Here is a 13781-nt window from a genome sequence, read left to right as displayed (position 1 = left end):
TTTATTTTACAAACGATCCTTTACGAATTCAATTTTGGTTTTTCCATGTGGTTTTGGCTTTCCGTCCTCGCCTAAGTTAACCATAGTGGTGTGATCAATTGTAATGATAATTTCACGTGTCATCATATTTCTTACGGCACATTTAAGAACTAAAGAAGTTGTACCAAATTTCACCACATCGATTCCAATTTCTACAATATCACCTTGTCTGGCAGAACTTTTAAAATTGATTTCGGACATGTGCTTAGTTACCACCCGTGGATTCTCTAATTGTACAATTGAATATAAAGCCAGCTCTTCGTCAATCCAGGCTAATAGCTGACCGCCGAATAAAGTTCCGTTTGGATTTAAATCCTGGGGCTTAACCCATTTTCTGGTATGGAATCTCATATTTTTATTTTATACGGGTAAAAATAGTTTTTTACTCCCATAATCGAATTATGTTTTTTTATTAATCTTTAAGATTTCAATAATTCGAAAATTTGCTGCTGAATTATTTCAAAAATCATTTTTAAAAGTCCAAAATATTAAAATTACAGTCAACGAAATATTTTAATTTATGAACTTATTTTTTGTAGATTTTGTCAGTAACTAAATCCGGGGAAGATATTTTTATAAGAGATATTTTTATAATTTTAAAGAAAAACCATGGCAGACAGAAACACTTTTTTAAAAGAATTCAGAGGCGAAACTTTAGGAACTATCAGCGCTCAGTCATCTGCTGATGAGTTATTTCAAAATCAAACCATTAGACCCATTTTAAAACTTCAGAACGATTTGTTTATTGCGGTTTTTATTAATTATGTCAATAAAAATAAGGCTGATTTTTATTCTTATACTGTCGAAAAAAAACTGCAGGTCATCGAAAATTCCATTCAGAAAGATATTAAGTTCAGAAATTCTTTAAAAGGAATCGTAATGGCACTTTTTACAATTGAAGAATATGATACTTACATTCAAAACTCTTCAAGCTTAAACAAAAGGATGATGAATTTATTGACTGACAGATTGAAAAGTCAGGTGCAGTTGTTTGAAATTGAAACCACATAATTAAATACCAAACTGCAGCTTTTTTTGCAGAAAAAACAACTTGGAAAAATTAAATAAATTAAAAAAAAGATAGATTTGTCCGGAATCATTGCGGTCTAATAATATGAAAAACATCTCAACATTAAAAAAAGCCATTATAATAATATATGTTTTTGTCTTTATTTTTTTTTCATTAGTTGCCAGAAGTATGCTTTATGTTTGTCTGCCAAATGAATACACATTAATAAAAAATATTAAAATTGATTCGATCAGCACTAATATGAAGAAACACGGTACCTCTTTTATCCTGACATTTAAAGATGGTAATAAAACCGATTATGTTACTCTTGCCGATGATACTGAAATGAATATACGAACCTTTAGAGCTATTATGACTTATGGTAGAGGGACTATTGATTTAGTAAGAATGGAAAATTGCAAAATTTTAGGAAAATGTCCTGAAGAGTACCTATTATATGACGAAAGATTTTTATGCGACTCAAAAAATCAATGCAATTATAAGGATGAACATGTAAAAAAATATATTTTCCTTCTATTAATTACACTATTTATTTTTTTTATGATCAGCTACGGCTTTTATAAACTTTTTAATAGCAGGTTCGTAAATGAAAACCCCAAATCTGATATTCAGAAGTAAACTACTTATATCAGTTATTTATTTAGAAAACAAACAAAACCAATGTTTAATCAATTCCAAAATAAATTCCTCATTGATGATTCAAAATGGAATGAATATACAAGCTATTTCAAACGCCTTGAAGTTCCTGCAAAAACAATACTTTTAGAAGAAGGCGAAATCTCAAAAAGACTTTTTATAATCGAAAAAGGCTGTATCCGGGTTTGGTTCAACAATAACGGCAAGGATCTTACTACCCAGTTTTTTTTCGAAAACCAAAGCGTAGCTTCCATCGAAAGTTTTATTAAAAAACTCCCAAGCCCTGTATTTATTGAAACCATTGAACCTTCTGTTTTATGGTGGATCCATAAAAGTGATGTTGATATAATACTGGAAGAAATTAAGGAAATTCCCGAATTAAGAGATCAGTTTATTGACAAGATTTTTCAGCGCACTTTCGATTATATACACCATTTTGTTTCTTTTATAAAAGATTCCCCTTCTCAGCGATATTTAAATTTAACTGAGGAAAATCCTCAAATTATTCAACGTGTTCCACAGCATTATATTGCTTCTTATCTTGGTGTAAGTACAGTTCATTTAAGCCGGATAAAAAGCAAATTACTTCAGAAAAAATAATCGGGTCAATTTGATAACAAATGTTATCGCCTGTCTTTAAACTGCTATTTAGCTTTGTATCATAAAATTTAAACTTATGAAATGAGCATAACCTTAAATTGTTCGTAAGCACCAATAAAGATATGCGAATTACATATGACCGATAAAAATCAATAAATATCAACATATGAAAGCAGCAGTAATTTACAAAAAAGGCGAAATGCCAAAATATGCAGAATTTGCAGATCCAATTCCACAAAATGAAAACGAAATCTTAATTTCGGTCAAAGCAGTAGCTATTACCAATCTGGATAAAGCAAAAGCCAGCGGCAAACATTATTCATCTGAAAATGAAAATCAAAACGGGACCGTAATAGGAAGTGACGGTGTTGGTTTATTAGAAGATGGCACAAGGGTTTACGCAAGAGGAATTACGGGAACAATTGCTGAGAAGGCAATTGTTGAAAAAAACAGAATGGTGGCGTTACCGGAAGGAATTAATAATACAACAGCAGCGGCAATGCCTAATGCAATTGCAGGATCAGCTATGGCATTACGCTTTCGGGCCGGAATGAGACAGGGAGAAACTGTTTTAATAAACGGAGCTACGGGCTTTACAGGCCAAATGGCTATTCAGCTTGCAAAACATTACGGAGCAAAAAAAATAATCGTAACCGGACGAAATGAAAAGACACTTGAAAATCTTTTAAAATTAGGTGCTGATGAAATCATTTCTTTTAAACAGGATGATGAATCGATACTCAGTCAACTTAAAGAAATCCATCAAAATACGCCAATTGATATTATTCTTGATTATTTATGGGGACATTCTGCTGAATTGATTTTATCAGCATTAAAAGGAAACGGGGGCTTTACAAATAAAGTTAGATATGTTTCAATTGGTTCCATCTCAGGCGACACTATTCAATTATCATCGGGAATTTTAAGAAGTGTGGATCTTCATTTATCAGGTTCCGGATTAGGAAGCTGGACTAGAGAAGAAGTGAAATTACTTTTTTCAGAAATACTTCCGGAAATGTTTCTTCTTGCAGCTCAAAATAAATTGAAAATAAATATTGAAGAAGTTAGTTTGATCGATATTGAAAAAATATGGACTAAAGATGTCTCTGATGGTAAACGTCTGGTTGTAACTATCTAAAAAAAAAGGTTTGATAAGATAATTTAATCTCGTCAAACCCTTTTAAAGGATCTATCTATTCTTTAGACAACATCAATTCTTTAATATATTTTACCGGTGCGCTTCCAAAGCTCAGGAATTTTTCGTGAAATTGTTTCAAATTAAATTTATCACCTTGCTCTTTTTTAAGTTCTTCTCTTAAGTTATAAATTTCAGTATAGCCTGTAAAATAAGAACATAATTGTACTTGCGATAAAGTAACACGTTTCCATTTTCCTTCAGCTTCCGCCTTTTGCTGAAAAGCTTCGTTGATAAGCAAATCCAAAGCAGCCTCTTTAGACATATTTTTAGTATGAACACTAATATCCAAAATTGTATTGCAGGTTGCTCTTAAATTCCATTTATAATACATCAACCACATTTCATCAGAATTTTTATAACCGCTTTCCAACATCATTTTCTCTGCATATACAGCCCAGCCTTCAATCATGGCACCATTTCCTAAAATAGATTTGATAATACTTGGCGACTGATTACTGTAAACCAATTGTGTATAATGTCCCGGAACAGCTTCGTGAATATTTAAAATCTGTAAAATATAATCATTGTATTCACGCAGATAACTCTCGGCATTTTCGGCTGTCCAGCCAGACATGCTGCCTACATTATAATAGGTATTTGCATTTTTATCATAAGGTCCTGGTGCTGATATTGATGCTCCTGCAACTCCGGCCATATATGCTGGTTCTTTACGAACTACTAATGGTTTTGACGGATCAATGTATAATAAATCTTTGGCTTTAACATAGGCCGTTAACTCCGGAATTTGTTTTTCTATTTCAGACTGAAATTTCTCAGGAGTTGTATGTTTTAGCGAAATCTGATCAATTACCTGTTTAATTACTGACAGTTTATCAATTGGCTTAGGAGTGTTCCCTTTGTATTTTGACCAAAGCTTATCGGCAAGGGCAAACATTTTATCATGCAGGTCTTTTTTATGATCAATAGCAATTTTATAAATTTCATCAGCTGAATAACCGGATTGAATATCAAGATTGAATTTTTTAGCATATAAAGCTTCCCCTAATCTAAAAGAACGTGGCGTTTTATTAGGCAATGCTTTTAACCAGTCTGTATAATCTTTAATTGCTTTTACAGCAACTTTAGCCTTGTCAAGCATTTCCTTTTTTTCGGCATCACTTAATTTGCTCTTTTCTAAAGCTGATCTTAAATCGGCTTCAAAAACAGAAGAACCACCTAAATTTTGAGCAATAGCCAGTTCAGTATGTTCAATAGTTGGATTTTTAATATTCTTTTTGGCAGCCTCATAATAAGTCGGAATAGTATTCATTTTGGTATTAAAAGCACGGAGGCGAATTTCTAAACTGTCATAATTGCCATTTAAAATTTCGGCAAATAAACCACAAACATTATATTCTGATGGATCCCATTCTGATGATTTCAATTCTTTAATATTAAATATTGTGCTTTCCAGTTGATTTTTTATCATATGGAAATCTGTTTTATTCTTATCCGATAAGTCTTCAATATTATATTGTTTTAAAGAATCTAATTGTGCATTTACAAAATCAAGTTGTTTTTTATCAGCCTCCGCATTTGGAGTTACCAAAAGACTGTCTAATTTATGATATCCCACAGCAGATGCCCATTCTGGATTAATTTGCCATAAAGCAGTAACAAAACCATCTTTATAGTTGTCAAATTTTTTATCTGCATCCTCATTGGATTTAGTGCTTTTATTACAGGAAAAAAGCAGAGTAAGTGTAATAATTGAAATAAATATTTTTTTCATGTTTATTAGTTTGTAAAGTATAAATGCAAAATCATCATGGTTTAATATGCCAATAGATCAATAAGTTCTTTTTCGAATTTGTCTTTTGGTAAAAATTGATCTTCCAAAGCTTTTGTAAACGGAATTGGAGAATCTAAACTGGCAACTCTCTTTACCGGTCCATCTAGATATTCAAAACATTGTTCCATTATTAAGGCCGAAATATCACTTGCTATACCGCCAAACAAGGTATCTTCCTGATAAATAATGACTTTTCCTGTTTTTTTAACCGATGCAAAAATAGTTTCGGTATCCAAAGGCTGCAGAGTTCTTAAATCGATTAAATCAGCCTCTATATCAGGATTTTTTTCTAACGTTTCCAATGCCCAATGTACCGTTGCGCCAAAAGCAATAATAGTTATCTTTTTTCCTTCTTTTATCAAGGCTGCTTTTCCTAACGGAATCGTATAATAATCATTTGGAACATCCTGATAAATGCTTCTGTACAACTGTTTATGCTCAAAAAACAAAACAGGATTCGGGTCGTTTATTGAAGTATTTAACAGTCCCTTGGCATCATACGGAAAAGCCGGATAAACTACTTTTAACCCTGGAGTTTTGGTAAACCAGGCTTCATTTGTCTGCGAATGAAATGGTCCTGCCTGAGTTCCACCACCACAAGGCATTCGTACAACAACATCGGCTTTTTCGCCCCAGCGGTAATGGGATTTTGCCAGTAGATTAACAATGGGATTAAAACCTGTTGAAACAAAATCAGCAAACTGCATTTCAACAATCGCTTTATAACCGTTAATTGATAAACCCATTCCGGTTGAAACAACTGCACTTTCACAAATAGGAGTATTGCGAACCCGGGCTTTTCCAAAAAACTCAACAAAACCATCCGTTATTTTAAAGGCACCACCATATTCTGCTATATCCTGCCCCATAATAACAAGGTTTTCATGTCGTTTCATAGATTGCTCTAAACTATTTCTAATGGCATCCAGAAAACGAATATTTTTAGAATCTGATGAATGGTTAATTTCTTCATGCTCATAAGGTTTGTAAACATCATCTAATTCTCCTTCAAGAGTTGGCACAATTTCAGGCTCTGCATTTGCTATCGCTAAATTATCCTCAATTTCCTGTTTGATTTCGTTATGAAGCTGTTCATCAAATTCGGCTGTCAAAATACCCGTTTCTGTCAAAAACTTTCGATAATTTGTAACGGGATCTTTTGCAGCCCATTCATCCATTAATTCCTGAGGAACATATTTTACACCGCTCGCCTCTTCATGACCGCGCATTCTAAAAGTTTTAAATTCTAATAATATAGGATGAGGATTTTCCTGCATTGAAGCTTTTAGTTCAGATAATTTAGTATAAACTTCCAGAATGTTATTTCCGTCAATAACATGGCTTTCCATACCATAACCTAGTCCTTTATCAGCCAGATTTTCACACAAATACTGTTCATTCGTAGGGGTCGAAAGCCCGTAACCGTTATTTTCAATAATAAACATAACAGGCAGTCTCCAGACTGCGGCAATATTTAAAGCTTCATGAAAATCACCTTCGCTGGTTGCGCCTTCACCGGTAAATACAGCTGTTATCTTTTTATTATTTTGAAGTTTATTGGCTAAGGCAATTCCGTCTGCAATGCCTAACTGTGGACCAAGATGCGAAATCATTCCGATAATTTTGTATTCCTGTGTTCCAAAGTGAAAACTCCGATCTCTCCCTTTTGTAAAACCATTCGCTTTTCCCTGCCATTGCGAAAACAGTCGATGCAGCGGAATATTTCTTGAAGTAAAAACGCCCAGATTTCTATGCATTGGCAATACATATTCAGATTCATCCAAAACAGCTGTAACACCAACTGCAATAGCCTCCTGACCAATTCCGGAAAACCATTTTGATACTTTTCCCTGCCGGATCAAAATGAGCATTTTCTCTTCGATTAAACGAGGCTTTAGTATTTTTTTATATAAATCTAATAATTGAGCGTCAGTAAGGTCTTGTCTGTAAAAGATCATTGTAGTTATTTTTATTTCAAATATATAAAAATACAACAATCCTAATTGCATTTGTTAAACAATTAATCATTGAAAGATCATTAATAAATGAAACTTTATGGTACTATCTTTAAATCATTAAGGTAAAATTCATTCATCGTAATTTCTTAAGGCTTTTTTAAACTGCAAAATACGGAGTGAGAATATCTTCAAAATTAAACAACCCTTCTTTTTTATCCCTTAGATTTTCGGCAACGAAGATTACACCGCTTCCAAAAGCCTCACGTGAAATACTTTCGTGTACCAGCCTTACGGTCTGAAACGGAAATCCGAAAACAACTTCATGCTTACCAACAATTCCGCCAGCTCTAACAGAATTTATCTCATCTTTTTCTACCTCCAGTGCTTCTGCGATCTTTAAGGCTGTTCCGGAGATTCCGTCTTTTCCTTTAAAATGTTCTTCAATAATTTCAATATCCACCCATGGAGCGATTTTCTTTAAAAATTTGGAAGCAAACAGTAAATAATTTACACCTAAAGTTATATTTGGGCTCCAGAATACGGTTGTCATTTTAGAAAGTGATTCTATAAAATCTTTTTCTTTTTTTGTATAATGTGAGATTGCAGAAATTATCTTGATTTTTCGCTTACTTGCTGCTTCACCATAAGTGTAAATGCCGGTACCAGATGAAAAGTCAATTATTACATCAACTGGCTGACTGTCTAATAATTCTGCAATTGGAGTTGTTTCGCTGGAATATATTCTTCCTGTCTCGTCAGAATCGATTCCCAGATATTCCGCTGTATTACGATTCTCTAAAGTATGGTTTCTTTTCATTACCCATTTAAGAGAAAAATTTTTTTGATTATCCGTAATTACTCATAATTGAATAAAAAGCCTTATTTTTGATAAAAAAAAGCGATGAATATATTCAATTTTACTGCAAATTTTGGAAGCGAAGAATCTTGCCGACTTCATTTTAAAGAAGAAAGAGATAAGATCGGAGTTCAATGTAAATGCGGAAGCACAGAACATTTTTGGATAAAAAGCAGATGGAGCTATGAATGTAAAAAATGTAGAAGTCGAATTTCATTACGTAGTGGAACGATAATGCAAAGTTCGAATTTATCATTTTTGGTTTGGTACAAAACTATATTTTTATTAACGGCAACAAAAAAAGGATTTTCGAGTAAAGAAATTCAAAAACAATTGGGATTGAAACGTTACGAGCCAGTTTGGTCTATGGTTCATAAACTTCGAAAAGCAATGGGAAATAGAGATGCACGCTATACTTTGGAAGGAATGATTGAATTTGACGAGGGTTATTTTACAATTGAATCTACTGAAATAGAACAAGAAAAAGGAATTCGTGGACGTGGTGCTGTTGGGAAATCTAACGTTGCAATTATGGCAGAATCTACCGTTTTAGAAGATATAGAAACGGGTGAAAAATCAAATCAGTGCAGGTATTTTAAAGCAAAGGTTTTAACGGATCATACATCGGAGCAAATAAATCAAACTATACAGGAATCTATTTCTGAAAAAAGTATCCTTTTTACAGACAAGAGTACTTCATATATAGACATTGCAGAATATGTAGAAATTCATATAACTGAAAAATCCAATAAAGAAACAACCACAGAAACTTTAAGATGGGTTCATATTGCAATTAGTAATGCAAAAAGAAATTTCCTAGGAAATTTCCATAAAATTAAAGGAAAATATCTTCAATTATACCTAAATGAGTTCGTTTACAAGCTTAATAGGAGGTATTTTGAGGAAAAATTATTCGACAGGCTAGTAATAGCAAGCATCACAGGGTTATGACTAAAAACGGATAATCAAAAAATTTTTGTTTTGCAATAAAACCGAAGCCACTGCTTTTCCTGTTTTTCCAAATCCGATTAGTCCTATTTTCATAATGTTCTTTTTCATAAAAATAGAGTTTTCTATTTAAAAATTCATGTTTTTCAGAATTATTAACATGTTTTTAATGCAAAATAAGTCTGAAATTAAATTTTAATCAAAATTGTTTTTCTTTCTTTATGTTAAATTATTGCAGGAAAAATCCAATTTTATGCTATTTTTTAAAATTCAAAACTAAAATATTCTATACCTTTGTTATGAAAAGGCCTGAGACCTTTTTTTCTTAAATAAAAATGTAAAGTATGCAAAACATTCCTAGTGTAGACTTACGTGATTTCCTTTCGGACAACCCGGAACGTAAACAAAAATTTGTAAATGAAATCGGCAGTGCATTTGAAAACATTGGCTTCGTAGCCCTAAAAGGTCATTTTTTGGATGACAAACTGGTAGACGAACTGTATGGCGAAATTCGAAAATTTTTCGCCTTGCCAGTAGAAACCAAACACAATTATGAAATTCCCGGAATAGGCGGGCAAAGAGGGTATGTTTCTTTTGGAAAAGAACATGCCAAAGGACGTAAAGAGGGAGATTTGAAAGAGTTCTGGCATTTTGGTCAATACGTTGACAAAGATTCAAAATACGCTGCAGAATATCCGGATAATGTTGAAGTAAAAGAATTACCCCGTTTTAATATTATAGGAAAAGAAGCCTATCAAATGTTGGAAAAAACAGGTGTTTATGTACTAAGAGCACTTGCTTTGCATTTAGGTCTGGATGAATTTTATTTTGATCAATATGCTAAAGAAGGTAACTCCATTTTAAGACCAATACATTATCCTCCAATCACTTCTGAGCCAGAGAATGCTATTCGTGCAGCTGCTCACGGCGACATTAACCTTATTACCTTATTAATGGGGGCGCAAGGAAAAGGATTACAGGTTCAAAATCATGATGGAGAATGGATTGATGCCATAGCAGAAGATGATGAATTAGTAATTAATGTGGGTGATATGTTGTCAAGACATACCAATAATAAACTAAAATCAACTATACATCAGGTAGTTAATCCACCTAGAGAATTATGGGGAACATCCCGATATTCGATTCCGTTTTTTATGCATCCGGTAAGCGATATGCGTCTGGATTGCCTGGAAAACTGTATTGATGCTGAAAATCCGAAGAAATTCGAAGACATTACAGCAGGAGATTATTTATACGAACGTTTGGTAGATTTAGGTTTAATAAAAAAATAATCTTTAAATTTACGATAAGTAATAAAAAGACATTGAGTTCATGCTTAATGTCTTTTTAATTTTAAAAAATGACACAATGGACTTTAAAGACCAACTCAAAAATTTATTTCCCGATCACATAGAATCAAACGAACCCGAAGAAGTTCAGGAACAGGAACATGTACTTTATGTTCAAAAAGAGCCCATGATTTGTAAATTTGAAAAACGAAAAGGAAAAGCTACAACTATTATTGAAGGTTACGAAGGAAGCGATGAAGACTTTAAAATTCTGGCTAAAGAAATTAAAACAAAATTAAGTGTTGGCGGTACTTTCAAAGATGCCTCTATCATCATTCAAGGTGATTACCGTGATAAAATTATGGCAATTTTAAAAGAAAAAGGATTTAAAACAAAAAGGGTCGGCGGTTAAACAATTGTTGATTTATGAAATTTGGAATTTCTTAGACAATAGCATAAAAACAGACACTGTGTACCTCTCCACAAAAAACTTAGAAACTTAGAACCTCAAAAAAAATGATACAAGCATCAGAATTAATACTCAACCCAGATGGAAGTGTATATCACTTAAACCTTCGTCCTGAACATATAGCTCACGATATAATTTTTGTTGGAGATCAAAACAGAGTTGAAAAAATTACCCAGTTTTTTGACTCAATTGAATATTCTACCCAAAAAAGAGAATTTAAAACCCAAACCGGAATTTACAAAGGCAAAAGAATCACTGTAATGTCAACGGGAATTGGACCTGACAATATTGATATTGTTCTAAACGAATTAGATGCTTTGGTTAATATTGATTTAGAAACCCGTCTGCCAAAAAAAGAACTGACATCTTTAAATATTATCCGAATTGGAACATCAGGTTCCCTACAGTCTGATATACCTGTAGATAGTTTTGTGATGTCTAAATTTGGTTTAGGATTGGATAATATGCTTCGCTCCTATTTGGTTGATGGCGTCTCAGAAAATGCACTGGAAGATGCTTTCATAATGCATACTAATTGGGATATTAGAAAAGGAAGGCCATACGCAATCCCGTGTTCTGAAACATTAGAAAAGATCATTGAATCCGATAAGATATTTAAAGGAATAACAGCTACAGCCGGAGGCTTTTACGGTCCACAAGGAAGAATTTTACGTTTGAATATTCAGGACGAAGAATTAAACAATAAAATGGATAATTTTGATTTTAATCATAACCGTATCACAAATTTAGAAATGGAAACTGCGGCTATTTATGGGCTTTCAGCATTATTAGGACATAATGCTTTGTCATTGAATGCGATTATTGCCAATCGTGCTTCAGGAACTTTTAGCGAAGATCCATATAAAGCTGTCGATGAATTAATTTCGTATACATTGAATAAATTGGCAGCTATATAATGTTTGGTTTTTTAATTGATCATATAATTTTTCAACCAATAAGAAGATTTACTTTAGGCATGGGAGGTTTATTTAGATGGAGTTTTTTTCAACTTCTAAATGTTTCTATTGAGGAAAAATATCCTAAAAATCTAGAATATTATTGGGATAACCAGAGTGACAATATTGATAAAAATGGTTTTACAACAGCTCAGAAAAATTTATTTGTCGGTTTTATGCTTTTCATTTGTTTTATAATTTTAATTGAAAAAATAGAAGGATGACTTTAAGAGTTGCACGGCATACAAATGATCTAAAGAAAATTGAAGACTTTTATATCAATATTTTAGGGTTTCAAAAACTCGGTGGTTTTCAAAAACATAATAATTATGATGGTATTTTTATTGGAAAGCCCGATTTAGACTGGCAATTTGAATTTACACAATCTCAAACAAAAGCAAATCATATTTTTGATGAAGATGATATAATAGTACTTTATCCGGATACAATTGCAAAATATAATAGTTTACTTGAAAATCTTTTAAAAAATAATATTCAAAAGATAACTGCAATGAACCCATATTGGAATGAAAACGGGCAAATGTATCTCGATCCGGATGGTTATCGTATTGTAGTATCGCCTTTAAAAGCACAAAATTAAATTACAGAATGGCAGAAACACACAAAAAAATCCTATTTAGATATTATAGTGATTTATTAGAAGATACAGTTGTAGAAACTATGTGGGCAGAAATTATTGATTTAGAAAAAGGATATTTCAAATTGGATAATATTCCTTTTTTTGGGCCTTTGATTGCCACAGAGGATATTTTCTTTGCAGAATATGATGAAGATGAAGAACGTCTGGTTTACAGAAAAACAATTGAAAGCTTTGGCAATTCAATTCTTCAGGTAGTAATTTTAGAGAAAGGATTTGATAAAGAAATAATCAGAGAAGAATTAAAATTAATTAATTGTGCATCAGAAAGTCTAAACGAAACCTTATTTGCAGTAGAAGTTGCAAAAGATACAGATTATTCTATTGTAAAAGACCTTTTAAGCCAATACGAGTTACAGGAAATAATAGAATTTGCAGAACCTTGTCTTTCTGAAAAGCACAGGACTGATTTGTTAAAAAATTAAACAAACAAACAAACAAACAAACATAGAATACGCATACCCAAACAACTTAACTTAAACTTAAAACTAGAATGAAAACTGTAAAAATTGTAGGTGTTCCTGAACACTTCAATTTGCCATGGCATCTTTGCATTGAAAATGGCGAATTTGAAGCTGAAAATATAGATTTGCAATGGAAAAATATTCCTGAGGGTACTGGCAAAATGTGTCAGATGCTTCGTGATGGTGAAGCTGACATTGCTGTTATTTTAACCGAAGGCATTATAAAAGATATCGTTGCCGGAAATCCAAGCAAAATTGTACAGATCTATGTACAATCACCTTTAATCTGGGGAATTCACGTAGCCGCTAAATCTGATTTCAAGACAATAAAAGACCTTAAAAATAAAAAAGCTGCGATTTCCAGATTGGGATCGGGATCACAATTAATGGCATACGTAAATGCAAATGAACAAGGCTGGGAAACAGATAATTTAGAATTTGAAATCATCAATACAATTGATGGCGCTGTCGAAGCTCTGACAAACAAAACTGCTGATTATTTTATGTGGGAACGTTTTATGACCAAACCGCTTGTTGATCAGGGTATTTTCAGACGTGTTGGTGACTGTCCTACTCCATGGCCTTCATTTGTAATTGCAGTTCGGGAAGAGTTTTTGAAAAAAAATCCTAAAATAGTAGAAAAAATCCTTGAAACGATTAATAGTACAACACATGATTTTACTCTAATTCCAGATATCGATAAGACATTAGCCGATATATTTAATCAAAAACTCGAAGATATTCAGGAATGGTTAAAGTTAACACAATGGTCACAAAAAAATTTAACCGAAAAAGCCTTTATTAAGATTCAAAATCAGTTATTTGATCTGGGAATTATTGATAAAAAAATTACTTTTGTTGAAATCGTAAAAGCTTTGTAAAGCA

16 protein-coding genes are annotated in these 13781 nt (G+C 32.6%); 12 read left to right on the top strand and 4 right to left on the bottom strand.

The annotated features are described in order from the left end of the window. Nucleotides 1-6: 6 nt before the first annotated feature. Entirely contained in the window at nt 7-390 is a 384-nt protein-coding gene (locus tag BXU10_RS23135) for an acyl-CoA thioesterase (RefSeq protein WP_025571465.1), read from the bottom strand. 258 nt (nt 391-648) lie between these two features. Between BXU10_RS23135 and BXU10_RS23130 the strand changes: the two genes are divergently transcribed. The 4 genes from BXU10_RS23130 to BXU10_RS23115 all read left to right on the top strand — a co-directional run bounded on the left by BXU10_RS23130 (nt 649) and on the right by BXU10_RS23115 (nt 3443). Beyond that, the gene (locus BXU10_RS23130; protein WP_078229806.1) at nt 649-1050 is read left to right on the top strand and encodes a glyoxalase; all 402 of its coding nucleotides are present in this window, start codon (nt 649-651) and stop codon (nt 1048-1050) included. Nucleotides 1051-1153: 103 nt separating this feature from the next. Further along, entirely contained in the window at nt 1154-1687 is a 534-nt protein-coding gene (locus tag BXU10_RS23125) for a hypothetical protein (protein WP_078229805.1), read from the top strand. A 42-nt stretch (nt 1688-1729) separates the two neighbouring features. Continuing rightward, entirely contained in the window at nt 1730-2305 is a 576-nt protein-coding gene (locus tag BXU10_RS23120; protein ID WP_078229804.1) for a Crp/Fnr family transcriptional regulator, read from the top strand. A 166-nt stretch (nt 2306-2471) separates the two neighbouring features. Further along, nucleotides 2472-3443, top strand: coding sequence for a zinc-binding alcohol dehydrogenase family protein (locus BXU10_RS23115; RefSeq protein WP_078229803.1), 972 nt, complete (start codon nt 2472-2474; stop codon nt 3441-3443). 55 nt (nt 3444-3498) lie between these two features. On the opposite strand, the gene BXU10_RS23110 is transcribed toward BXU10_RS23115, so the two are convergent. The 3 genes from BXU10_RS23110 to BXU10_RS23100 all read right to left on the bottom strand — a co-directional run bounded on the left by BXU10_RS23110 (nt 3499) and on the right by BXU10_RS23100 (nt 8109). Continuing rightward, nucleotides 3499-5235 (bottom strand): DUF885 domain-containing protein, encoded by a 1737-nt coding sequence (locus tag BXU10_RS23110; protein WP_078229802.1) that lies wholly within the window; start codon nt 5233-5235, stop codon nt 3499-3501. 41 nt (nt 5236-5276) lie between these two features. Next, complete coding sequence (locus tag BXU10_RS23105; protein WP_078229801.1) at nt 5277-7253, bottom strand: thiamine pyrophosphate-dependent enzyme; 1977 nt, start codon at nt 7251-7253, stop codon at nt 5277-5279. A 157-nt stretch (nt 7254-7410) separates the two neighbouring features. Next, a complete protein-coding gene (locus BXU10_RS23100) occupies nt 7411-8109 on the bottom strand; it encodes a 4-hydroxy-tetrahydrodipicolinate reductase (protein WP_223255560.1) in 699 nt (232 codons plus the stop codon). Between the two features lie 45 nt (nt 8110-8154). Here BXU10_RS23100 and BXU10_RS23095 point away from each other — a divergent pair, with 45 nt between their 5' ends. From BXU10_RS23095 to BXU10_RS23060, 8 genes are all read left to right on the top strand, one after another. After that, on the top strand, nt 8155-9060 hold the full coding sequence (locus BXU10_RS23095; RefSeq protein WP_078226492.1) for an IS1595 family transposase: 906 nt from the start codon (nt 8155-8157) through the stop codon (nt 9058-9060). 341 nt (nt 9061-9401) lie between these two features. Next, nucleotides 9402-10352, top strand: coding sequence for an isopenicillin N synthase family oxygenase (locus tag BXU10_RS23090; RefSeq protein WP_031455356.1), 951 nt, complete (start codon nt 9402-9404; stop codon nt 10350-10352). 76 nt (nt 10353-10428) lie between these two features. After that, nucleotides 10429-10761, top strand: coding sequence for a translation initiation factor (locus tag BXU10_RS23085; protein ID WP_031455355.1), 333 nt, complete (start codon nt 10429-10431; stop codon nt 10759-10761). 104 nt (nt 10762-10865) lie between these two features. Then, nucleotides 10866-11735, top strand: a complete 870-nt coding sequence (locus BXU10_RS23080) for a nucleoside phosphorylase (RefSeq protein WP_078229799.1) — start codon at nt 10866-10868, stop codon at nt 11733-11735. Beyond that, complete coding sequence (locus tag BXU10_RS23075; protein WP_078229798.1) at nt 11735-11998, top strand: hypothetical protein; 264 nt, start codon at nt 11735-11737, stop codon at nt 11996-11998. The genes BXU10_RS23080 and BXU10_RS23075 overlap by 1 nt, the downstream gene beginning before the upstream one ends. Further along, a complete protein-coding gene (locus BXU10_RS23070) occupies nt 11995-12375 on the top strand; it encodes a VOC family protein (protein WP_078229797.1) in 381 nt (126 codons plus the stop codon). The genes BXU10_RS23075 and BXU10_RS23070 overlap by 4 nt, the downstream gene beginning before the upstream one ends. An 8-nt stretch (nt 12376-12383) precedes the next feature. Beyond that, entirely contained in the window at nt 12384-12857 is a 474-nt protein-coding gene (locus BXU10_RS23065) for a DUF4265 domain-containing protein (RefSeq protein WP_078229796.1), read from the top strand. Between the two features lie 68 nt (nt 12858-12925). After that, nucleotides 12926-13777 (top strand): substrate-binding domain-containing protein, encoded by an 852-nt coding sequence (locus BXU10_RS23060; protein ID WP_031455350.1) that lies wholly within the window; start codon nt 12926-12928, stop codon nt 13775-13777. Nucleotides 13778-13781: the final 4 nt, after the last annotated feature.

Source organism: Flavobacterium sp. LM4 (assembly GCF_002017935.1).
GTDB lineage: Bacteria > Bacteroidota > Bacteroidia > Flavobacteriales > Flavobacteriaceae > Flavobacterium > Flavobacterium chungangense.
The sequence above is the reverse complement of the archived record's forward strand: the minus strand, read 5'-3'. Positions and strand labels throughout refer to the sequence as shown.

Bases quoted from the DNA above. Each gene is read 5' to 3' on its own strand.
- BXU10_RS23090 (WP_031455356.1), top strand. From the start codon at position 9,402: ATGCAAAACATTCCTAGTGTAGACTTACGTGATTTCCTTTCGGACAAC.
- BXU10_RS23135 (WP_025571465.1), bottom strand. From the start codon at position 390: ATGAGATTCCATACCAGAAAATGGGTTAAGCCCCAGGATTTAAATCCA.
- BXU10_RS23105 (WP_078229801.1), bottom strand. From the start codon at position 7,253: ATGATCTTTTACAGACAAGACCTTACTGACGCTCAATTATTAGATTTA.
- BXU10_RS23075 (WP_078229798.1), top strand. From the start codon at position 11,735: ATGTTTGGTTTTTTAATTGATCATATAATTTTTCAACCAATAAGAAGA.
- BXU10_RS23115 (WP_078229803.1), top strand. From the start codon at position 2,472: ATGAAAGCAGCAGTAATTTACAAAAAAGGCGAAATGCCAAAATATGCA.
- BXU10_RS23110 (WP_078229802.1), bottom strand. From the start codon at position 5,235: ATGAAAAAAATATTTATTTCAATTATTACACTTACTCTGCTTTTTTCC.
- BXU10_RS23125 (WP_078229805.1), top strand. From the start codon at position 1,154: ATGAAAAACATCTCAACATTAAAAAAAGCCATTATAATAATATATGTT.
- BXU10_RS23095 (WP_078226492.1), top strand. From the start codon at position 8,155: ATGAATATATTCAATTTTACTGCAAATTTTGGAAGCGAAGAATCTTGC.
- BXU10_RS23060 (WP_031455350.1), top strand. From the start codon at position 12,926: ATGAAAACTGTAAAAATTGTAGGTGTTCCTGAACACTTCAATTTGCCA.
- BXU10_RS23070 (WP_078229797.1), top strand. From the start codon at position 11,995: ATGACTTTAAGAGTTGCACGGCATACAAATGATCTAAAGAAAATTGAA.
- BXU10_RS23120 (WP_078229804.1), top strand. From the start codon at position 1,730: ATGTTTAATCAATTCCAAAATAAATTCCTCATTGATGATTCAAAATGG.
- BXU10_RS23130 (WP_078229806.1), top strand. From the start codon at position 649: ATGGCAGACAGAAACACTTTTTTAAAAGAATTCAGAGGCGAAACTTTA.
- BXU10_RS23080 (WP_078229799.1), top strand. From the start codon at position 10,866: ATGATACAAGCATCAGAATTAATACTCAACCCAGATGGAAGTGTATAT.
- BXU10_RS23085 (WP_031455355.1), top strand. From the start codon at position 10,429: ATGGACTTTAAAGACCAACTCAAAAATTTATTTCCCGATCACATAGAA.
- BXU10_RS23065 (WP_078229796.1), top strand. From the start codon at position 12,384: ATGGCAGAAACACACAAAAAAATCCTATTTAGATATTATAGTGATTTA.